Source organism: Colwellia sp. E150_009 (genome assembly GCF_053543955.1).
Genome location: NZ_JBHFOM010000018.1, coordinates 1 through 22,307 on the forward strand (window position 1 = coordinate 1; position 22,307 = coordinate 22,307).

The 22,307-nt window shown below is 36.2% G+C and carries 21 protein-coding genes and 1 pseudogene; 8 read left to right on the top strand and 14 right to left on the bottom strand.

Annotated elements, in window-relative coordinates; genetic code table 11:
• Positions 1–113: 113 nt before the first annotated feature.
• Positions 114–1,991 (bottom strand): ATP-dependent nuclease, encoded by a 1,878-nt coding sequence (locus ACE1OF_RS09775; protein ID WP_448894164.1) that lies wholly within the window; start codon positions 1,989–1,991, stop codon positions 114–116.
• 445 nt (positions 1,992–2,436) lie between these two features.
• On the opposite strand from ACE1OF_RS09775, the gene ACE1OF_RS09780 reads away from it, so the two are divergent.
• Positions 2,437–3,963, top strand: a complete 1,527-nt coding sequence (locus tag ACE1OF_RS09780; protein ID WP_448894165.1) for a GNAT family N-acetyltransferase — start codon at positions 2,437–2,439, stop codon at positions 3,961–3,963.
• 77 nt (positions 3,964–4,040) lie between these two features.
• On the opposite strand, the gene ACE1OF_RS09785 is transcribed toward ACE1OF_RS09780, so the two are convergent.
• Positions 4,041–4,199 carry a DUF3012 domain-containing protein gene (locus ACE1OF_RS09785; RefSeq protein WP_448894167.1) on the bottom strand — a complete coding sequence of 53 codons (159 nt, stop codon included), beginning with the start codon at positions 4,197–4,199 and terminating at the stop codon, positions 4,041–4,043.
• Positions 4,200–4,470: 271 nt separating this feature from the next.
• Here ACE1OF_RS09785 and ACE1OF_RS09790 point away from each other — a divergent pair, with 271 nt between their 5' ends.
• Entirely contained in the window at positions 4,471–4,893 is a 423-nt protein-coding gene (locus tag ACE1OF_RS09790; protein WP_448894168.1) for a hypothetical protein, read from the top strand.
• Here ACE1OF_RS09790 and ACE1OF_RS09795 read toward each other — a convergent pair.
• Entirely contained in the window at positions 4,887–6,365 is a 1,479-nt protein-coding gene (locus ACE1OF_RS09795; RefSeq protein WP_448894169.1) for an FMN-binding glutamate synthase family protein, read from the bottom strand. The genes ACE1OF_RS09790 and ACE1OF_RS09795 overlap by 7 nt on opposite strands.
• A 240-nt stretch (positions 6,366–6,605) precedes the next feature.
• Here ACE1OF_RS09795 and acuR point away from each other — a divergent pair, with 240 nt between their 5' ends.
• Positions 6,606–7,238 carry an acrylate utilization transcriptional regulator AcuR gene (gene acuR / locus ACE1OF_RS09800; RefSeq protein WP_448894170.1) on the top strand — a complete coding sequence of 211 codons (633 nt, stop codon included), beginning with the start codon at positions 6,606–6,608 and terminating at the stop codon, positions 7,236–7,238.
• A gap of 47 nt (positions 7,239–7,285) precedes the next feature.
• A complete protein-coding gene (acuI, locus tag ACE1OF_RS09805; protein ID WP_448894171.1) occupies positions 7,286–8,269 on the top strand; it encodes an acrylyl-CoA reductase (NADPH) in 984 nt (327 codons plus the stop codon).
• A 38-nt stretch (positions 8,270–8,307) separates the two neighbouring features.
• Here acuI and ACE1OF_RS09810 read toward each other — a convergent pair.
• Positions 8,308–8,453: pseudogene (locus ACE1OF_RS09810) on the bottom strand (helix-turn-helix transcriptional regulator); the annotation flags it as partial.
• Between the two features lie 683 nt (positions 8,454–9,136).
• Here ACE1OF_RS09810 and ACE1OF_RS09815 point away from each other — a divergent pair.
• Complete coding sequence (locus ACE1OF_RS09815) at positions 9,137–9,856, top strand: cytochrome b/b6 domain-containing protein (protein ID WP_448894172.1); 720 nt, start codon at positions 9,137–9,139, stop codon at positions 9,854–9,856.
• 61 nt (positions 9,857–9,917) lie between these two features.
• On the opposite strand, the gene ACE1OF_RS09820 is transcribed toward ACE1OF_RS09815, so the two are convergent.
• From ACE1OF_RS09820 to ACE1OF_RS09830, 3 genes are all read right to left on the bottom strand, one after another.
• On the bottom strand, positions 9,918–11,198 hold the full coding sequence (locus tag ACE1OF_RS09820; RefSeq protein ID WP_448894173.1) for a TRAP transporter large permease: 1,281 nt from the start codon (positions 11,196–11,198) through the stop codon (positions 9,918–9,920).
• On the bottom strand, positions 11,198–11,728 hold the full coding sequence (locus ACE1OF_RS09825; RefSeq protein ID WP_448894175.1) for a TRAP transporter small permease subunit: 531 nt from the start codon (positions 11,726–11,728) through the stop codon (positions 11,198–11,200). Before ACE1OF_RS09825 ends, ACE1OF_RS09820 begins: the two co-directional genes overlap by 1 nt.
• A 120-nt stretch (positions 11,729–11,848) precedes the next feature.
• Positions 11,849–12,937: a TRAP transporter substrate-binding protein gene (locus ACE1OF_RS09830; RefSeq protein ID WP_448894176.1), complete on the bottom strand. Its 1,089-nt coding sequence runs from the start codon at positions 12,935–12,937 to the stop codon at positions 11,849–11,851.
• A gap of 232 nt (positions 12,938–13,169) precedes the next feature.
• Between ACE1OF_RS09830 and ACE1OF_RS09835 the strand changes: the two genes are divergently transcribed.
• Both ACE1OF_RS09835 and ACE1OF_RS09840 read left to right on the top strand, forming a co-directional pair.
• Positions 13,170–14,594, top strand: a complete 1,425-nt coding sequence (locus ACE1OF_RS09835; RefSeq protein ID WP_448894177.1) for a cache domain-containing protein — start codon at positions 13,170–13,172, stop codon at positions 14,592–14,594.
• A gap of 51 nt (positions 14,595–14,645) precedes the next feature.
• On the top strand, positions 14,646–15,302 hold the full coding sequence (locus ACE1OF_RS09840) for a response regulator (protein WP_448894178.1): 657 nt from the start codon (positions 14,646–14,648) through the stop codon (positions 15,300–15,302).
• 36 nt (positions 15,303–15,338) lie between these two features.
• Here the strand turns inward: ACE1OF_RS09840 and ubiA are convergent, their stop codons facing one another.
• Positions 15,339–16,202 carry a 4-hydroxybenzoate octaprenyltransferase gene (gene ubiA / locus ACE1OF_RS09845; protein WP_448894179.1) on the bottom strand — a complete coding sequence of 288 codons (864 nt, stop codon included), beginning with the start codon at positions 16,200–16,202 and terminating at the stop codon, positions 15,339–15,341.
• The gene (locus ACE1OF_RS09850; protein WP_448894180.1) at positions 16,195–16,797 is read right to left on the bottom strand and encodes a chorismate--pyruvate lyase family protein; all 603 of its coding nucleotides are present in this window, start codon (positions 16,795–16,797) and stop codon (positions 16,195–16,197) included. The genes ubiA and ACE1OF_RS09850 overlap by 8 nt, the downstream gene beginning before the upstream one ends.
• A 170-nt stretch (positions 16,798–16,967) precedes the next feature.
• Between ACE1OF_RS09850 and ACE1OF_RS09855 the strand changes: the two genes are divergently transcribed.
• The gene (locus ACE1OF_RS09855) at positions 16,968–17,345 is read left to right on the top strand and encodes a flagellar basal body-associated protein FliL (RefSeq protein WP_448894181.1); all 378 of its coding nucleotides are present in this window, start codon (positions 16,968–16,970) and stop codon (positions 17,343–17,345) included.
• Positions 17,346–17,426: 81 nt separating this feature from the next.
• Here the strand turns inward: ACE1OF_RS09855 and ACE1OF_RS09860 are convergent, their stop codons facing one another.
• The 5 genes from ACE1OF_RS09860 to ACE1OF_RS09880 form a co-directional block, all read right to left on the bottom strand.
• Complete coding sequence (locus tag ACE1OF_RS09860) at positions 17,427–18,542, bottom strand: OmpA family protein (RefSeq protein ID WP_448894182.1); 1,116 nt, start codon at positions 18,540–18,542, stop codon at positions 17,427–17,429.
• Positions 18,543–18,618: 76 nt separating this feature from the next.
• Entirely contained in the window at positions 18,619–19,506 is an 888-nt protein-coding gene (glpG, locus tag ACE1OF_RS09865; protein WP_448894183.1) for a rhomboid family intramembrane serine protease GlpG, read from the bottom strand.
• Between the two features lie 13 nt (positions 19,507–19,519).
• The gene (glpE, locus tag ACE1OF_RS09870) at positions 19,520–19,852 is read right to left on the bottom strand and encodes a thiosulfate sulfurtransferase GlpE (protein ID WP_448894184.1); all 333 of its coding nucleotides are present in this window, start codon (positions 19,850–19,852) and stop codon (positions 19,520–19,522) included.
• Positions 19,852–20,880 (bottom strand): L-threonine 3-dehydrogenase, encoded by a 1,029-nt coding sequence (gene tdh / locus ACE1OF_RS09875; RefSeq protein ID WP_448894235.1) that lies wholly within the window; start codon positions 20,878–20,880, stop codon positions 19,852–19,854. The genes glpE and tdh overlap by 1 nt, the downstream gene beginning before the upstream one ends.
• Before the next feature lie 14 nt (positions 20,881–20,894).
• Positions 20,895–22,103 (bottom strand): glycine C-acetyltransferase, encoded by a 1,209-nt coding sequence (locus tag ACE1OF_RS09880; RefSeq protein WP_448894185.1) that lies wholly within the window; start codon positions 22,101–22,103, stop codon positions 20,895–20,897.
• Between the last annotated feature and the right edge of the window lie 204 nt (positions 22,104–22,307).

The window sequence follows — 22,307 nt, forward strand, 5'->3', positions numbered from 1 at the left end:
CACTAGAAACATTACTTGATGGGAAATCGATTTGGGCCGAAAAGAATTTAGCTCAAATCTAAGCTGACAAGGCACCCTAAAAATCGGGTAACTGTCAGATCAGGTCTGAGCTACTACACTTTAGCAATATATTCAGGAACATCTATAACCACTTCTGAACATGCGAGTTTATCAGCCAACACCTGAGCAAATTGGCCTTTCCCTATTTCATCGTCATCAACTCTTTCTAATATAATATGTGCCGCATTAGCTTTTTCTTTAGAAGGCTTATCAGTCCAATCCCCCTTAAGAAAAGGCTTCAGACTTCTTTTTACTCCACCTTCCTTGGGCCAGAGGTCGTATATGATTTGAGCCATTACAGGTATATTATTTCCTTGCATTGCTAAATCATATTCAAGAGTTTTATATTCGCTCACAAAAAGGCGAGAAAAATCTGATTCACTGATTGTATCAACTAGCTTTAATGCATGATTTGTCCCTTTATGAATGTCTCCATCATGAGGCTTAATTATGATTTTTATTTCTTCACCGTTTTCATCTTTTTCCGTTTTGCTTTTCGCGGGGTCAAGATCTGTTAGCCCAGCACAACGAATAGGAATATTTACTCCTGCTTGATCCACCTCTTTATCCTGATCAGTGAGGTTGCAATATAACCTCATAAAATGTTTAAAATAAATTCCATTAAGGTTTATGACCGAAACACCTAAATCTTCAAGACTACAACGTCCTTTAATTTGGTCTTTCAATATAGATTTTGCCAACAGAGGAAGTAGCATTTGTTCTGCAATGCCTTCAACTAAAATTAGGCCACTTGCAAACAATAAGTTTGATTTAGTTACATCTAACCAACGATTGATGAACTGTTTACTGTTATCAGGCAGATCACAGTTTCTTAATGGGGTTGCTATTGCTGGCTTACTATTCGATAAATGAATTATTGAATCAATATCAATAGAAGATGCCAATACTGTAGAGTGGGTAGTAACGATAACTTGAACACTTTTGGTTTTTGCAACATCTGAAATATGTTTAAGTAGTCGTACTTGCAATTGAGGGTGAAGATGAGCTTCTGGCTCTTCAATTAAGAGTAGCTTAAAATAACTTTCTTTTACCTCTCCAGCAACATCATCAATAGTTAATTCAGCCAATATAGAAGCAATATATAAAAGATTATTATAACCAAGACTATTTTCTTGCAGAGATCTAAATGTACTATTTTTTTGTTCCGTCAGATCGGGGAAAAACAATAACCTTAAACCTTCCACAATCCTTGTGTAATCAGATTCTACAAATTGTATGAGTGTATTTTGCCCAAAACTTTCACCTATTGATTTCTTTAAACTATCAACAATTAATTTATTGGCTTCTTTAATCCCAAAGTCATCACTCTCAGCTAACTCTTGATTAAACTCCACTACCTTTTTTTCTAAAGGGTGTTGTTCTTTATTTTTTCGGAGTTTGTCGATTTCTCTTTTGCTTAACGCCTTTAAAAGTTTTGATAAACGCGATTGTCTTCCATTGATTAGTTTTGATTCAGCATCTCTAAGAGGAGGTAGATAAATACAATGGATAAGGTCTATAGTTTCAGGTTCAAAAGCTGTTGTTTTTGATTTTCCACCCCATAAAGCACGCTTATAACGCCCTCTAATTTCTTTATTCTCAACTTGTAAGTTTAGAGATGCCTTACCCTTCTCATCACACCAATGAAGGAATGCTACTTTCTCATCTCCGTCTAGCTCATCAAAATGAGCTTTTATAGTAAATTCATTTGAAGCATTTGATTCCTCCTTAAATGCACGATAAAAATCGACCTCGCTAACGGCATAACGACCAGATTCAGAATCAATAAACAACTGTCTAATAGCGCTAATTATGGCGGTTTTTCCCGCGCCATTTTCACCAACAATCACATTTAACCCACTATTAAACTCAACAATGAAAGTATCATCAAAACAACGAAAACCCTTCGTTACTAATTTATCTAGATACATATATCCCTCTAATTTTTAATTGTTTTCCTGCACTTAGGAAATGCACTGCATCCCCAAAATTCATTGCCTGCGTTTTTACCTTTAGTGACTTTTCGCAATACCATGTCTGGGCTGCATCTTAAGCAAGATTTAGTAACAGACTTTTCCTTTACTATTTCTTTGAGCAATAAAGATAATGACGGAAAAAATACAATTATTCTTTGCTTTAAAACAAGCTTCTACTGTTGCTATCTTAATTAATAGCAAATATTTAATAGTATCTTTATGCCATACACGCATGAAATAGCAATATTTTTTATCTAAAAATATTGCTATTAATCAGGTTTTCACAAAGCTAAATTCACCTAATATTTACAATTATTTTGATTTGATCATTAAGATTTGATTGCCTTTTACGCCAGTACTGGCAGACAATGTGGCAATATCAATACTTCTAGGAATATTTATGGAAGCTAATAGTGTTATCGTTCGTCATTTAACCTTACAAGACATGACTGAACTACGTAAAGCAAGCGAGTCGGTTTACCTTAATAAAGAATTGTCAACGTGGGATGAACCCACAGTGAAAGCGTTATTAACTAAGTTTCCTGATGGTCAAATTTGTGTAGAGGTTGATGGTATCGTTGTCGGCTGTGCTTTCTCACTCATTATTGAATATGCAAATTTTGGTGATGAACACACCTATGCCGAAATTACCAGTAATATGACCTTTGATAATCATGACCCCAAAGGGGATTCTTTGTATGGTATTGAGGTATTCATTCACCCTGAATATCGAGGTTTACGTTTGGCAAGGCGTTTGTATGATGCTCGCAAAGAGTTGTGTGAAAATTTGAATTTACGCGCCATTATCGCGGGTGGTCGCATGCCAAATTATGCCAAGCATGCGAGTACAATGTCGGCAAAACAATACATAGAAAAAGTAAAAATTAAAGAGTTGTATGATCCCGTTTTAAGCTTTCAACTGGCCAATGACTTTTATGTACGTAAGTTGCTCACGGGTTATTTGTCTGGCGATACAGAATCGTTAGAGTATGCAACCTTACTTGAATGGCCCAATATTTTTTACACTAAGAATGTCAAACTAATCAATGCGCCACGCTCAGAAGTTAGGTTAGGTTTAGTGCAATGGCAAATGCGTTCAATGAAAGGTATTAATGATTTATTTGATCAAATGGAGTTTTATGTTGATGCGGTTTCAGATTACAAAAGTGATTTTGTCATGTTTCCTGAATTATTCAACGCCCCGTTAATGGCCGCATTTAATCATTTACGGTTAACAGAAAGTATTCGCCGATTAGCTGAATATACTGAACAAATTCGAGATAAATTTATTGAATTAGCCATCACTTATAATATTAATATTATTACTGGTAGCATGCCATTTTTTGTTGATGAAAGCCTGTATAACTCTGGTTTTTTATGTCGTCGTGATGGCTCATGGGAACGTTACGACAAGATTCACCTTACGCCAGCAGAAGTGAGCAGCTGGTCTATGGTGGGTGGAAACAACCTTAAAGTATTTGACACCGATTGTGGGAAAATAGGCATTATGATTTGTTATGATGTTGAATTTCCAGAGTACGCAAGAATTTTAGCTGATCAAGGTATGAATATTTTATTTGTGCCCTTTTTAACTGATACGCAAAATGGTTATACCCGAGTACGTCATTGTGCTATGGCAAGGGCCATTGAAAATGAATGTTATGTGGCAATTGCTGGGGCAGTAGGAAATTTACCTAAAGTAAACAATATGGATATTCAGTATGCGCAATCTGCGGTGTTTACGCCCGCTGATTTTGCCTTTCCAACTACGGGTATTAAAGCGGAGGCAACGCCAAATTCAGAGATGACCGTTATTGTGGATGTGAATATTGATTTACTTAAACAATTACACAATCATGGTGCGGTACATACCATGCGTGATAGACGTCATGATTTGTATAGTATTGAGGTGCATGAAAAAAACTAAAAAAATAAGCAGGAGCAGAATTTTAAATACTCTGTTCCCTGCTAATTTAAAATTTGTTAAGCACTTTGTCGTTTTCTTTAAAAGATACAGTGTTTAGTAAAATCTTTAGCTTCTGTTGCTGTCCATTCGCCTTTGTCTTTTTCTTTCATCGCCGCACACCACTCTTCGCTGCCTATTTTAGGCGCACAAGCGGTAAGAACAACAATAGATAAAGCTAAACCAATTAATTTTTTCATGAAATCTCCTAATTTAAATTATCAATGATGTATGCACCATTAAGATTAATATCCCATACTCTCAAAAAAAATAAAACCCTAAGTTTTATTTTATCAAGCCTCACCTTGTCAAAAAAGCATAATATAAACAAAAGTAAGCACTTAGTTCGTAAATTATATTTTATTGAGCACTATAATTTCATAGCGTTTACTAGTGACATTTATAAACTAATAATTATATGATAGTTTCAAATAACAGCGCTTTTCAACTATATTTAAGGACTCAATCAATATGAAAGGAGCAGGTGGAACCTCGGGCGGTTTAGGTCAATTTTTTATTGGCCTGATCATGATGTGTGGTGGATTTTATATGTTACTCAATGCCATTCATGTTAGTTCAAGCTTTGGTATGGGCATGCGCCTATACGGGTTTTCGACGATGGGTGGCCAGTATAATATAACCAGCGGTATGGTAATAATACCTTTTATGTTTGGTATTGGTCTGATTTTTTATAACGGCAAAAGCATTATAGGCTGGCTATTATCAATTGGCTCTATTACCGCGCTAATTTTTGGTGTGATTTCTTCAATTCGTTTTTCATTTAGGTCCATGACCTCGTTTGATTTAATCGTTATTTTGGTGTTAGCCATGGGAGGATTGGGGCTATTCCTCCGTTCTTTGAAAACCTTAGACGAACAACTGCCTGATCAATAATCTTTAATTGAAATTGTTTTACCATTTTCAATAACAATTCTGGCATGATTTCTATTTAATTCTCTTGGGTCATTTACCCCACAAGAGTGAGCTATCATGCCAACAGCATGCATCATATTTTTGGCATAATGCGCAACGCGTTCCGACTTATCTTTTGCGACAAGACCTCTTTGTAGTTTTTTATTATGTGTTGTAACCCCTGTAGGGCAGGTGTTTTGATGGCATTGTAATGCTTGAATACAACCTAACGAGAACATAAAACCTCTCGCTGAATTACAAAAATCAGCACCAACACAAAGCGCCCAAGCGACATCTGCTGGGTTAACTAATTTGCCAGAAGCAAAAACCTTTATATTCTCTTTTAATCCATGTTTAATTAATGTGTTAACTAATATAGGTAATGATTCTTTAATACTCATGCCAACATCATCCATTAATGTCATCGGTGCTGCACCAGAACCACCATCACAACTGTCTATTGTGATAAAGTCAGGCGCAAACTCATTCCCTTTACTCTTGATTAAAAAACACAGTTCTTCTATCCAATCAGGTGAACCAAAGACAGCTTTAAAACCAACTGGCTTACCCGTAACCTGACGAATATGGTGAATTTTTTCTAATAAGGACGCATTGTCATAAACATCGACCCGTCGATTCGGACTAATAGAATCATGCCCTTCTGGTATCCCTCGTATTTCAGCAATCTCTTTGCTCACTTTACTGCCAGGTAAAATCCCTCCTTTACCAGGTTTCGCGCCTTGAGACAGTTTTAATTCAAATAATTTTACTTGCTCATAACTAGCAATTTTTAACAATTTTTCATTATCTAAATTACCGTCGCTGTCTCTAACACCATAATTGGCCGTGCCTATTTGAAAAATAATATCGGCATTACCTTGCAAGTGATAAGGCGATAATCCGCCTTCCCCTGTATTTAGCCATATTCCAGCCTTTGCGGCGCCATATGAAAGTGCTTGCACGGCAGGTTTAGAGATTGCGCCATAACTCATACCTGAAATACCAAAAAAGGCAGAGGTGGTCCAAGGCGATTTACATTGGCTACCCACAGTGATTGATTTAGGAAGCTCAACATTTTTACCTAAACTAGGATATGGGCAATTAACAAAGGAAATATTACCGAGTTTTTTTATGTCTCTAGTTGATCCAAAAGCAATGGTGCTATTAATATTTTTGGCTGCTTTGTATATCCAAGTACGTTGAGCGCGATTAAAAGGTAATTCTTCTCTGTCCATTGAAAAAAAATATTGCCTAAAAAAACCACCTAAGTGTTCAAAAAAATACCTAAATCGTCCTACAACAGGGTAGTTCCGTCTAATTGCATGTTTAGTTTGGTATTTATCAATAACATACATCACCACTATTATCATAACGACAAGCGCTATTAGCCAAATAAACAAAAAGGCGAACCATTCGTATAAAAACTGCGTTAATTGTAACCATGAATTTGGCATATTATTCCTTGGCGCTAGCAAATTTTAATCAGTTGTTAGTACATCTATCGTGGTGTATTTCAACACGATGAACCTAGACACTTGTTAATGACATTGGAGCGCTATTCAATTGAAAAGTCAATAGATTAAGCTCACACCCAAAACTAACCAGCCAATAATACATCAACCTCTTAACACTCAATAAACTAGTACTTTAAAAATAGCTTGCATTTAATTAGACGATCGGTCTATTATATAAAAATGAATTTACCTATATCAAAACCACGTCGTGGTAGACCACCAAAAGTAATACGTGAAAATCACGATACTAAAGCTGAATTAATTCGCAGTGGTCTTGAACAACTTACTGAATGTGGCTTTGCTTCGTCAGGTATTGACCAAATTTTGAAAAAGGTTAATGTACCAAAGGGCTCTTTTTATCATTACTTTGCGAGTAAAGAAGCCTTTGGTCAGGCAGTTATTGACAGTTACGCCAATTACTTTGCTCGTAAATTAGATGTTTATTTATTAGATGAATCCTATTCGCCACTAACCCGCTTATATAATTTTGTGGAAGGCGCTAAAATGGGTATGGCTCGCCATCAATTCAAACGTGGTTGTTTAGTAGGAAACCTTGGTCAAGAAGTGGATCTATTACCCATAAGCTTTAGACAACAATTAATTGATATATTTAATAACTGGCAGCACCGCATAGCTAAATGCCTTATAGAAGCCCAAAAACAGAATGAAGTGTCAAACACTGCCGATTGCAATTTATTAGCTGAATTTTTTTGGATTGGCTGGGAAGGTGCAGTAAGTCGTGCAAAATTACAACAAAACAACAAACCTTTAGATAATTTCTTTACTTACTTTGTAACGACATTACCTAAATAAATTTTTTTCACCATTTATAGACGATCAGTCTAAATAAGGAGAGTACTATGTTCCAAGGTATATTAATCGAAAAAGATGACCAAGGTTATCGATCAACCGTTAAAGGCATTGATGAAAGCATATTACCAGAAGGTGATGTTACCGTTAATGTTTCTCATAGCACCCTTAATTATAAAGATGCATTAGCCATTACAGGCAAAGGGCCTGTGGTGCGATCTTTCCCTATGATACCTGGTATCGATCTTGTGGGTACAGTTGAGCACAGCGATAGTGACAGATTCAATGTAGGTGATACCGTTTTACTTAATGGTTTTGGTGTAGGTGAAACTCACTGTGGTGGCTTGGCTCAAAAAGCGCGCTTAAAAAGTGAATGGTTAATCCCCTTACCTAAAGCTTTTTCACCACGTCAAGCCATGGCTATTGGCACCGCAGGTTATACCGCAATGCTATGTGTCATGGCGCTTGAAAAAAATGGTATTACACCTGATAAAGGTGACATTTTAGTTACTGGCGCTAACGGTGGCGTAGGCAGCTTTTCAATCGCTATCTTAGCAAAATTAGGATACAAGGTTGTGGCCTCTACTGGTAGGCTTGAAGAATCTGATTATCTAAAAAAACTAGGTGCTGCAGAAATAATTGATCGTAATACGCTATCAGAGCCAGGTAGGCCCTTAGGTAAAGAACGTTGGGCGGGTGCAATAGATTCAGCTGGTAGCCATACATTAGCCAATGTTTGTGCTGGCACTCAATACGGAGGCGTTGTTGCTGCGTGTGGTTTAGCTCAAGGCATGGATTTACCTGCCACAGTAGCACCGTTTATTTTGCGTGGTGTAACGTTAGCAGGTATCGACAGTGTAATGCGCCCGCTAGAAGACAGAATAGAAGCATGGAAACGTCTAGCCCTAACTCTTGACCCTCAAGTATTAGAAGATATTTCTACTAATATCAGCTTAAGTGACGTTGTTACCGTTGCCAATGATTTGATCGCTGGTAAAGTACGTGGTCGTGTGGTTATAGAAATCAATCAATAAGCGTTGCATTTTTATGTAGCTGTTACAATCTAAAACAGCTACATAGAATCAGCTAAAAACCATGCGGCAAACTCATAACGGCCTTCAACATTCGCTTTACTATAAATAATAGAGCCTTGTTGTCGCACAGTTTTTTCTTTTGTATTCTGACACTGCTAATTTCTCTAAAACTTAAGCCTTTACTTTTTATTAGGTACTCGCCCTTTGGGAGCTCATTAGCAAACTGATAACATCACAAAATTGAAGAAATATAGAATCGCTAGGTGTTAACGACCATTGTTTGAATTGATTTTTAATTACCGTGCTGTATTCATTGCGTGCATTCTTCATTTCATCCGAAATATGTCTCAAATTATCATCTGAGATCAATAATGCTTGTTTTAATTTTGAAATATTAGCAGTTCTCGCTCTATTATCAAAAAGTTACCTATTCATGGTACAAGTGTACCCTGATATAAAGATATAAATAAATTAAAAACAATAAAACCTAGCGTATGTCTAATGATGTAAATCAAATAAACAGCTACACTAGCATTATACGCTATGTTATACCAAGTTGATTAAGTTCTTGCCCACTCAGCGAGAATTAAAAGGCTTAGAGGCAAGGCATTGATTGAAGAGAATGATCATTCCCTTGTCAAAATCAATAACGCCGCATATGAGCCTTTTAAACTCGCCCTTTGGGAGCTCATTAGCAAACTGATAACATCACAAAATTGAAGAAATATAGAGTAACTATGTTTAATCAATTTTCCTTGTTCTAAGCTCGCTAATGAAGCTCTGAGTTGGGAAGAAATTTAATCAAATTGGTATTATTTTTAAAGCGTTGTTCTATTTCAATTTTAAATAACAAAAAAGGGGCTTAATATGGCCAGTAAACGCGAGCAAGTTTTTGTGTGGAGTAGTAAAATAAGAGTGTTTCACTGGCTTAATGTCATTGCTATCACGCTACTCATTTTCGTGGGAATGATTATTTTAAATGCTAAATTATTTGGTGTTAGCACTGACGGTAAAATTTTATTAAAAACAATCCATGTAATTATCGGGTATGTCTTTGCTGTAAACTTATTCATTCGATTTATCATTGGTTTTACTGGTAAAGACCACGAGCGTTGGAAAAAGATTTTACCCTTTAGTAAAGGTTTCCAACAGGAGTTGGTTGATTTCAAGCAGCATAAACAATCAACCTATAAAGGCCATAATCCGGCCGGTAAATTAATGGTTTTTGCTTTATTCTTTTTAATGTTAACACAAGCGATTTCTGGATTAGTTATTGCGGGTACAGACATATATTACCCACCTTTTGGAAAATACTTTGCTCAAAGTATCGCCGTTGATAAGCAAGATATTGATGCAATTAAGCCTTATTCAAAGGTGAATGTAGATGAAGCTGCTTACAAAGCAATGCGTGATATCAGAAAGCCTTTTATTACTGCACATGTTTATGCTTTTTATGGGCTTATTATTCTGATTCCATTGCATATTTTAGGTGTATTTATTGCAGAAAGAAGGGAAAAGACCGCTTTGGTTTCAGCCATGATTACTGGTTATAAATATCTACCAGATGATCACCAAAACAATTCATAATCCCTTCGCACAAAAATAAGGTTAATTTAGTATATACCTTGCTAAATTAACCTTGCCAAAATCAAGCAATAATCAGATATTCAGGGAACAGTACCACCAACAGTAATACTAATATTTGCATGGCGATAAATGGTATAACTCCTTTATAAATCGTGGTTGTTTTCATCCATTTAGGCGCAACCCCTTTTAAGTAGAATAAACTAAATCCGAAAGGCGGTGTTAAGAAGGAGGTTTGTAAATTCATTGAAATTAAAATGGCAAACCATACCAAGTTAATATCTAAAGCAATAGCTACAGGTAATAAAATAGGTACCACTAAGAAAGCTATTTCAATAAAATCAATAAAGAAACCCAACACTAATATGGCCAACATTGCTAACGCGATAAATGTCCATTTTCCGCCAGGTAAATCCATAAAAAAGTCTTCAATCAGGTATTCGCTACCCGAGTAACTAAATACCATGGCAAAAGCAGTTGCGCCAATTAATACAGCAAAAACCATTGACGTTACTTTTACTGTTTCTTTTGAAACTTCATGCATTCTAGGAAAAGAAAAGCTACCATAAAATATTGAAAGTATGATCGCACCTACTGCACCAATAGCTGATGATTCAGTTGGCGTTGCTATACCTGCGAATATTGAACCCAGTACAATAAGAATAAGCACTAGTGGTGGCACAACATCTTTTAATGCCTGCAGTAATAATTCACGCTTATTCTCAGTTACCTCAATGGGTGGCATAAATTCAGGTTTAACTTTGCCTAAAATTAAAATGTATAAGGTATAGAAACCCACTAACATCATACCTGGTATTACCGCAGCTCGGAACAAGTCCCCAACAGGAACGCCCATCACATCACCTAAAATAATCAAGATGATAGAGGGAGGAATAATTTGCCCTAACGTACCCGAGGCACAAATAACACCTGCAGCCGTTGGTTGGTGATAATTATTCTTTAACATGACAGGTAAAGAAATAACCCCCATGGCAACAACACTTGCACCAACAACACCTGTTGATGCAGCTAACAAGGCACCAACAATAATTGTAGATACGGCAACACCACCAGCAATGCCACCAAAGAGCTTGGCTGACGACTCTAATAACCGCTCAGCTAAGCCTGTTTTTTGCAGCACAATACCCATAAAAATAAACATGGGCACAGCCATTAAAATAGTATTTTCCATAATCGCCATAATGCGATATGGCATAAACTCAAATAAATCGACACCGAGAACAGCAACCCCAACAATGAGTGATACACCAGCAAACGTGAACGCAACGGAGTAACCGAAAAATAAACACACTAAGGCGATAGCAAAAAGTACTAAACCAGTCATTACAATTCTCCCTGATGAGATTTTTCTACGACTTGCTGGCCTCGCAGTACTTGAATATTACTCAACAACACATGAAAAATAGATAGAACTAAGAAAAAAGATGAAAGAGGAATAACAGCACGTACAATCCAGCGGTGTGGTAAACCACCAGGATCGCCACTGCCTTCGCCAAGATTATATGCGTCTAACGCATAGCTATAACCATAATAAAGTATTAATAAGGTAATGGGTAAAGCAAAAAATACCGAACCAATAATATTAATTATTGCCTTTTTTTTAGGTGACATAACATCGTAAAAAATATCTACTCGTACGTGTGCATCTTCTTTTAATGTATAGGCAATACCAAACATAAACATCGCTGCAAACAAATGCCACTCTAGCTCCTGCATACCTATGTTTACGTCATTAAAAAAGTAACGCATGATAACGTCATAAAAAACATTGGCAATCATCAGTAGCATTAAAAAGCTACAGAGATTCCCTAATGCATCAATAATTTTTGTAATTAACTTCAGGCTAGCATTCATGTTTAACTCATATTTTCTAAAAAAGGCGCGGTTAAAAACCGCGCCTAGGTTACTTAGCAAAAAAACTTAAGAGTTTAATTTGATTTTTAAATCAAACCCTTAACTAACTTAAGTGATTAACTACTTTGCATCAAAGTTATCAAGATAAGCTCTGTCAGACAAGTTTGTCCATGCACGAACTTTATCTTTATAATCATTTAATGATTTTAAAATTTTCTCTGTCATTGGATCTTTAGCAGCAAACTCAGCTAATAACTCATCATTAGTTTGTTTTATTTTATTCATTAGAGGTTTTGGAAAAGAACGCATTTTAACGTTAGGATAATCTTTTTGTAGCGTTGCTAAATTTTCACCACTTTCATGCATAGATTGAGCATACATATCATACGCTGCTGCTTTCATGGCAACGGTTAAAATTTGTTGTAAATCTTTAGGCAAAGAATTGAACGCTTTTTCATTAACCATAAATTGTAATTCAGTGCCAGGCTCATGCCAGCCCGTGTAGTAATAAGGCGCTATTTTATGGAAACCCATACGTAAATCTAATGAAGGGCCTACCCATTCTAAGGCATCAATAGTATTACGCTCTAATGCAGTGTATAACTCACCAGAGGGTATATTTGTTGGTTTTGCCCCTAATCTTGCTAAAACTTCACCCGCAAAACCTGGAATTCGCATTTTTAAACCTTGAAGATCTTCAACACTATTGATTTCTTTTTTGAACCACCCGCCCATTTGGTTACCAGTATTACCACCAGGAAATGATAATATGCCATATTGATCATAGACTTGTTTCATTAACTCCATGCCGCCACCGTAGTAGAACCAAGCATATTGCTCCGAAGCAAGCATACCGAAAGGAACCGTGGTAAAAAACATAGTATTGAAGTTTTTACCTTTCCAATAATAAGAAGCAGAGTGACCCATTTGATACTGACCACTTTTAACAAAGTCAAAAATACCCAAAGCAGATTTGTGTTTATTTGATGAATCAATACGAATGTCTAAACGACCGTTTGACATTTCTTTAACCATTTTCACCATATTTTTTGTGGTATCACCAAATACGGGAAAGTTTGGCCCCCAAGTTTCAGCCAGTTTCCAACGATATTTTTTACCATCTTCAGCCATCGCTACACTAGACAAGCCTAGTGAAGATAGCCCAAGCGACACAATAAGTGCCGCCTTTATAAAAATTGATTTTTTCATCTGTATTTTCCTTTAACTTATTGTAATTTAGTTATTTATTATTTTTTAACTGTTTCATATTATCCTACTCATGCTTAGTAGCATCTAACCACAATAGTATAAATATCAATGTATAGCTATCCGTGCAAACACGTAAGACTAAAGTCGTAGTTATAATAAATCGCTCTGCTACTAGTGATTTATAGCTAAATTTGTAATGATAAATAATGCTTTTTTTATGGTGACTAATTGAATGATTTTACCCTTACGCCTCTTTTATATTACGGTTATCCAAGTGATATTAACGTCTATTGTCATCTTTTTTTTTATTAGTAGTGAATATCGCGCACTGTCAAATTATAATTTACAGACATTAAAAACGTTTTTAATGAACCAGAAAAAACAAGAATTACAGAATTATACTTCTCTCGCGCAGGCTGCAATTAAACACATTCACCCTGCTGACAAAAATGAAAAAACTACCCAGCAAGCAGCCATTCAAAATTTACTAAACCAATTATTATACAACGGTGATGACGGTTACTTTTTTGCATATGACGATCAGGGAATCAACATCGCACACCCAAAAGAATCCTATAGAATTGGAAAAAGTTGGTGGGATTTAGAAGATGATAACGGAACAAAAATTGTTCAACTGTTAATTAGTAACGCAAAGGCTGGCGGTGGTTTTCTTCAATACCAATGGAGTAAACCTTCCAGCCAAAGCACATCAAATAAAATGAGTTATTCAACTTACTTAGAAGAATGGCAATGGATGTTAGGGACAGGGGTTTATCTTGACGATGTTAATCAACAATTGGCTTCACTCCAGCAGAAAATTGATCAGTATATTAATAAAACCAAACAAATTATTCTAATTATCTCTCTCAGTTCAATATTCATTATTTTTTTGTTAGGTTTGGTGATCAATCTAAGTAATAAGAAGAAAGCCGATAAAAAAATTAATGAATTAGGACAAAAAATTGTCAACCTGCAAGAAGATCAACACCGACACATTTCCCGTGAATTACACGACGGTATAGTACAAATACTTGTTTCTATACAATATTCTATTGAAGCAACCACAATATTTTTAAAGCACACTAAACAAGAAAAACCTAAACCCTTAGCCGAGGCAGAAAAAAATCTAAGTATTGCCATACAAGAAGTACGACGAATATCTCATAATTTACACCCTAGAATACTTGATGAATTAGGATTATCAGCAGCCATTGCAGCTCTGGCTAAAGAATTTTCTAAACAAACGCAAATTGAAATTAGCTTTACCAAGCCTAAACTCAGAAAACTGTTGCCCGATAATATTAATATTAGCCTTTATCGCGTTGTACAAGAGTCATTAATTAATATTGAGAAGCATGCCAAAGCAACACATATTACTATTGACTTGGCAATTGAAAATAAATGGCTTACCTTAACCATAACAGACAATGGTATTGGTTTTAACGACAAGAATAAAAACAAAGCAGGGGCGCCTCTTGAATCTTTTGGTATAGGTTTACGTAACTTAACCGAACGTATTGAATATCACTGCGGACAGCTTAAAGTGTGTACCTCAAAGAAAGGCACCAGCATTAGTGCGAATATTCCTACCCATGTATTTGCTTACTATTTCAATAGCAACGCTCAAACAAATAGTAATAAGCGAGTACTACCTTAGAAACTGATATTATAAACAACCTGACCCTGTAGAAAAGTAAAAGGAAACAGTATGCCAATTTCAGTAACTAATTCAGCAGCAACATCCGTGTTGCTTGTTGATGATCATCCCATGGTTCAAGATGGTTTAACGGCTTGTTTATCGTATTATCCTGACATCAATATTATTGGTACAACACAAGATGGTAAAAGTGCCCTGTCTCAAGCACTTGAGCTAAAACCTGACGTTATTCTAATGGATATAAGCATGCCAGATATGAATGGTATTGATGCGACTGAAATTATTACTGAGCAGTTGACGAGTACAAAAGTACTTATTTTCAGTATGCATGACAGTTTAGAGTTTGTTAACAGTGCCATGCAAGCAGGTGCTTCAGGTTATATTTTAAAAGATACGGGGTCCGCTGAAGTGTATGCGGCTATCAAAGCTGTCGCATCAGGGAAAATATATTTTAGTCCATCAATTGCGACTGCATTAGCTGATAACCCACAGGAAGAAGAAGAGGAAAAAGCAAAGTTAACCACCCGAGAACAAGTAATATTAGCTTATATTGCTCAGGGATTATCTAACAAAGCAGTGGCAAAAATGCTAGGGATAAGTTTTCGTACAGTTGAAGCTCATCGGCGAAATATAAAAACTAAATTACAAATAGAAAGTTTAGCTGATTTAATTCGATATGCAGTTAACCATGGTTTAATTGATAGCTAATTTGCCCATATTGTTAAACGTAATAAAGCAATTCAATTATAAATACTCAATAAATATACCAATAAAAACGACCATCCCTACCCAATGATTGTGTAAAAAAGCTTGAAAACATTTATCTCGTTCTCGATTACTAATTAATATCTGTTGATAACTAAATAAACCTGCTGAGATAACCAAACTTAATTGATAAGGCCAGCCAAAAGCTAATATGTCACCCACAGTAAACAATATACCCAGTACCAATAATTGTATAAAACCAATAATTCGTTTATCGTGGTCTCCAAATAAAATAGCCGTTGATTTTACACCAATTTTAATATCATCATCTCTGTCAACCATAGCATACATAGTATCGTAAGCAATTGTCCATAACACATTTGCCAAAAATATTAACCAAGCGATCACTGGAATTTCACCCTGAGCTTCTGAAAATGCCATAACAATTCCCCAACTAAATGCTGCGCCAAGTACTACTTGAGGTAATTGAGTATAACGCTTCATAAAGGGATATGACGCAGCTAGCAGTAATGCAACCACAGACCAATAAATAGTTAGCCAGCTTAATGTTAAAACCAACCCTAAAGCAATACCAATCAACAATCCAAACAGGCTAAGGGCTTCATCTTTACTCATTAAACCCGAAACTAACGGTCTGTTTTTTGTGCGTTCTACTTTTCCATCAACATGCATATCAGCTATATCATTAATCACACAACCTGCACTACGCATGACAAAAACACCAAGACTAAATACAATAAGTAAATAAAAATTAGGCCAGCCATCACTGGCAATCCATAATGCCCAATAGGTTGGCCATAACAATAAATAAGTACCAATAGGCTTATCCATACGGGTAATTAGCTTAATTGCCTGCCATTTTTGCATTAATTTATTATGCATGCCTAGCCCCTGACCTTTCTGATATTTTGTATGCAATAGCGCCTGGTAAAAAAACTTCTGCCACCATTAATGGTTTGCCTTCTAAGACAAATATCGAACGCCGCCCCCAAAGGGACTCTTCTGAAGCATTTGATTCATCAAAAAGCGTTAATTTTTTAGCCATTTTTACAACGGTGCTTGTAGCATCAAATTCAGCCACTTCAATTGCCTGCCTTTCCAGAGAAGGATTATTAAAAAGCACTTGTCCTAACGACTGAGTACCTAAACTAGCCAATGCGCGTTCTGTTCCCGTTAAGCTTGATAAAGGTAATAAGCTTCTCGCAAAAACCTGCGGCTTATCATCACAATAAAGTAACACTTCGCGAACCAATACTTTTTCTCCATGAGAAATAAGTGCAACGGCTTCACTTTCTTGACAAACTTCAACGCGCTGACCAAGTAATTCAACTCTAAACTGATGACAATGAGATTTTAAACGCGCAGTCAGTGAATTGGGATCAAGCAGCCAACGCTTTAAATTATCGTGTAAATAAAATTCTTTAGCATTATGCCAATGGGTAGACAAAGTAACGGGAAACAATGATTGTAAATTCATAAACTAAAAGCCAAATTAAAACCAGAGTGATAATAACATTGTTTTTAAAGGAACTCATTTTACCCAGTGAGCAAAACACTAAAAAAAGTAATTTTTTTCAGGAAAATATTCTATTTCAGGTTATGATAAGTAATATGTCTGACTATTGCTTTCATTGAAGAAGTAACCTTATGTTTAAATATTTATTAATTGTAACTTTTTTATCAATACCACTTACTACTAGAGCCGCAGATTTCGCATACTTTGGTTTTGAGCCTGATATAGTTACGAATTATATTACTGTCAAGAAAAAAATGGGTTATGTACGTTTAACTGTTGAATTAATGGTGCCCAGAAATAATATTGAAATAGTCGAACATCATTCACCGCTATTGCGCGATGCTATTATTGATATTATTGGCAGGCAACCTGAAGAAACGGTTAAATCACTTAAAGGTCGTGCTGAAATACAATTAAAATGTGAGGAAGAAGTTAAAGCCTTATTGGTCAAAGAAACGGGACAACCTTTGATCAAAAAACTTTTATTCACTCAATGGTTAGATAACTAACCATACAAGTACAGAAACAATAAAGCCAAAGATAGTTCTTTGGCTTTATACATTTTTAGCATTAATTAAAATAAACTAACTTTATCTGCTAACAGGTACTTTTTTACTTAATTCAACTTTTGCTTCTATACGTCGATTTTTTGCATGAGCTGCGCTCGTATCACCTAAATCAATTAAACGCTCTTCGCCATGACCTACTGCAGTTAATCGATCGCTGCTGACATTGAATCGGTTAACCAGTACATCAACAACCGCTTCAGCACGTTGTTGCGATATTTTTTGGTTATAAGCAGCACTACCCACTTTTGACGTATGGCCTTCAATAACTAGTGATAGTTCAGGGTAATTTTTTAGCACATTAGCCATTTTTTGAATTTCTGATAAATATTGCGCTTTTACAATAGCTTTATTGTTATCAAAGTTAACAATAAGCTCTACTCTGTCTATTTCTTCACTAAAGATAGTACAGCCTTTTTCATCTACCTTATCTGTTACTGGCGTATTCGCACACTGATCATTTTTATCTGAAACACCATCATTATCCGCATCATTACCTGAAGAAGTAACAGCTGCAACAAGAGAAGCGCCTACGGCTGCTGCTTTATCAAGTACTGAGCGTTCTTTTTTAACTGGATAAGAATTTGATTCATCACCAAAAAAGTATATAAAACCTAAACGAAGAGCCGTATCTTTGTAGTCACCAGAAAATTGAAAGTGACCTTTTCCTTCAAAATAAATAGCTGTACGTTCATTGAGGTAATGACGATAACCAGCACCAGCACCTACAGAAGGTTCTTGACCAATATCTAAATAACCAAGTCCACCTAACACGTAAAAGTTTTGTTGTGTTGGAAAATATAAGGCATCGATGCCAGCAACATAAGGCTTATCAAAAGAGCTATAATGCTTATCTAAGTTAATTTGGCTTGCAGAGAATCTAAATTCAGTAGATTCATTAAAACGGTACCCTATTTCACCACCAAAGCCACTACCATGATCTGACGTTGCGTAAGGATCTGACGCTCTCAAAGGCTCAGAAGGTTTACGGTCGCTATCCGTATCGATACGAAGTAAATGCGCGCCACCGTAAAATTTACCAACAAGATCTTCTGCTAAAGGTTGCTCATTAGCAAACGCAGATGTAAATAAAAGAGGAGAGGTTAAAAGTACTGTTGTTAAGCTGAGCAGCTTTTTCATGAGTTAATTTCCATTTTAAGTGAAGTGAGTTTAATTATTAAACAAGCTATTTTAACAGTTTTATAATGATTTCATACTACTTTTTAGCACTTTTTACACTAGATAGTGCCAACAGACACCCTGAAATCAATCCTAATAAGTGGGCTGTATTAGCAACGTTTACAGGTAATAGATCAGCAAAACCGAGCACTAACCAAAATAAGAGAAAAACAATAATAGGTTTAGACAAAAACAAGCCTTTTTCAGGCGCTAAATAACCATACCACCATACAAAACCCACTAAAGCATAAACAACACCAGACAAACCACCAAAATTAGCCCCAGAAACAAAAAACTGTCCCAAGTTTGAAGCAATAGCAGAAATTAATAATAAGTTAAGGAGCGCCCCTTTACCTAATGTTTTTTCAATGCTGCCTCCAAGTTGCCACCACCACATAGTATTAAAAACAATATGTAATAAAGAAAAATGTAAAAAAGCTGGACTAAGAAGACGCCAAGGTTCAGTGATCAAAATATCTAAAGATAAAGAAGGATAAAACTGTAATAAAGTAAATAATGAACGAGCCCAACCTAAATTACTACCAATAAACACCAACCAACAAAAAGCAAACACCAATAAAGTGATAATGCCTGCATGAGCAAGAAAGTTATCTTTAAAGCTTGTTAATAGCGCAGAGTCTTGATTACTGAGCGTAACCGTTTCACCATGTTGCCAAGCTGCTTGCTGATACTTTTCATCAAATGGGTTTTTAATAAAGTGTTCAAATTCAGTTTTGGCTTCATCTATTTTATCTTCCTGACAATAAACTGTGTGTCCCTGTTTACTCTGAGCTATATTCTTATCTACTGGCTCAGTAACAACGTAAGCCTCAATACCAAGTGTGAGCAAATAATTTACAAGAAGTAACGCAATGTTGTGATGCTCTAACTGCACTAAAGGCAGCGAGTGTTTAGGTTCAAACATGACGACTTAACTCTTAACGTGACACTTGGTCAGGGTATTGTAATTGCCATTGAGTAAAGCCGCCATCAAGCGAATAGACTTGAGTAAAATCTTGGCTAACTAAAAATTGTGCCGCTTGTTGACTAGAATGTCCGTGATAACAACACACAACTACGGGTACGTCAGGATCCGCTTCTCGCAAAAAGTCAGCTAAATTTTCATTCGTTAAATGCAAGGCATCAATAATACGGCCGTTAGCAAATGATGTTTCATCACGAATATCTACCACCACGTGCGTATTGTCATTAAGCACATTGTGCAAATCATCAACTTGCATGTGCTTAAATGTTTCTTGGTTATCTGACACTATTTCTCCCAATTTAAAATAACTTTACCTGATTGTCCTGAACGCATCATATCAAACCCTTGCTGAAAGTCATCAATAGCATAATGATGGGTAATAATAGGTGATAAATCTAAACCTGATTGTATAAGACTAACCATTTTATACCAAGTTTCAAACATTTCACGACCATAAATACCTTTTATGGTTAAGCCCTTAAAAATTATTTGGCTCCAGTCAATGGCCATTTCTTTACCTGGAATACCAAGCATTGCGATTTTACCACCATTGTTCATGTTGTCTAACATACTAGTGAAAGCCATTGGTACACCTGACATTTCCATACCAACATCAAATCCTTCGGTCATACCTAAGTCGTTCATCACATCAACTAAACTTTCGTTTGAAACATCAACAGCGCGTGTTACACCCATTTTTTTAGCTAAGTTAAGACGGTACTCATTAATATCGGTGATCACTACATGGCGAGCACCCACATGTTTTGCAACGGCGGCAGCCATAATACCTATAGGACCTGCTCCTGTAATTAATACATCTTCACCCACTAAATCAAATGACAATGCTGTGTGTACGGCATTACCGAATGGATCAAACACAGCGGCTAAATCATCAGAAATTTCATCTGGTAATTTAAAAGCATTATAAGCTGGAATAACAAGGTACTCTGCAAACGAACCAGCTCTATTAACGCCCACACCTACAGTATTACGACATAAATGGGTTCGGCCACCCCGACAATTACGACAATGACCACACGTGATATGGCCTTCACCAGAAACACGATCGCCTAACGCGAAACCTCTGACTTCTTGGCCAATACCAACCACTTCACCTGCATATTCATGTCCAACAACCATAGGGACAGGTATTGTGGTTTGCGCCCATTCATCCCAATTGTAAATATGAATGTCAGTACCGCAAATAGCAGTTTTTTTAATTTTAATTAACAGATCATTATGTCCCATTTCAGGCTTGTCTGTTTCTGTTAACCAAATACCTTGCGCTGGTTTTAATTTTGATAATGATTTCATCATATTTTCTTGCCTTAACTAATCACATTCATTTCTTTGCCAATACGAATAAAGGCAGCAATGGCTTGGTCTAATTGTGCTTGTGTATGTGCAGCTGAAATTTGTGTACGAATACGCGCTTGCCCTTTGGGCACTACAGGAAATGAAAAACCAATCACATAAATTCCTTCAGCTAACAGTTTATTTGCCATGTCACTCGCCACTTTCGCATCACCTAACATAACAGGCACAATAGCATGATCTGCCCCTGCACAAGTAAAACCAGCAGCCTCCATATTTTCACGAAAGTAAGCCGTGTTTGCTTTCAATGTTTTACGTAACGCATCACCTTGCGCTAACAATGTTAAAACCTGCAATGACGCATTAACAATGGCTGGGGCAAGAGAATTTGAAAATAAATAAGGACGCGAGCGTTGGCGCAACCATTCAATTACCTCTTTTTTAGCTGAAGTATAACCGCCCGAAGCACCACCCATAGCCTTGCCTAAAGTGCCAGTTAAAATATCAACTCGCCCCATTACCTGACAATATTCATGACTACCACGGCCATTTTCACCTACAAAACCAACAGCATGTGAATCATCAACCATTACCATAGCATTATATTTATCAGCTAAATCACAAATCCCTTTTAAATTAGCAATAACGCCATCCATTGAAAATACGCCATCTGTTGCAATCAACTTAAAACGCACACCAGCCGCATCTGCCTCAATTAAGCATTGCTCTAATGCAGCCATGTCATTATTAGCATAACGATAACGTTGTGCTTTACATAATCGAACGCCATCAATAATCGACGCGTGATTAAGGGCATCGCTAATGATAGCGTCTTCTGGCCCTAATAAGGTTTCAAACAAACCTGCATTAGCATCAAAGCAAGAAGAATATAAAATAGTATCTTCCATGCCTAAAAACTCGCTAATACCTTGTTCTAGCGTTTTGTGAATATCTTGCGTACCACAAATAAAACGAACCGATGCCATGCCAAATCCATGTTCGTCTAATCCTTTTTTAGCTGCAGCAATTAAGTCAGGATGATTTGCTAACCCTAAATAGTTATTAGCACAAAAGTTAATTACCTGCTCCCCTGTGTCTACTGCTATTCTTGCTTGTTGTGCAGTGGTAATGACGCGTTCAGCCTTATATAACCCCTCTGCTTTCACTTGAGAAATTTGTTCTTGAATATGATTATAAAAATTTATTGAATGATTTTTTGACATGTGAATGCCTCAGCACGAATGAGTAGAATGTGGGTGATTAAACGATAACGCAATAATTGTACGCTTATACCTTAATTTAAAAAAGCCAACAGCCGAATACTATTTAGCGTTAAATTAAATAACTGTAAAATTATTATTACTATGTTTTGTTTTTAATTCATCAATGAGCTGATAATTATGAACTGTTCCTTTAAAAACCTGCAT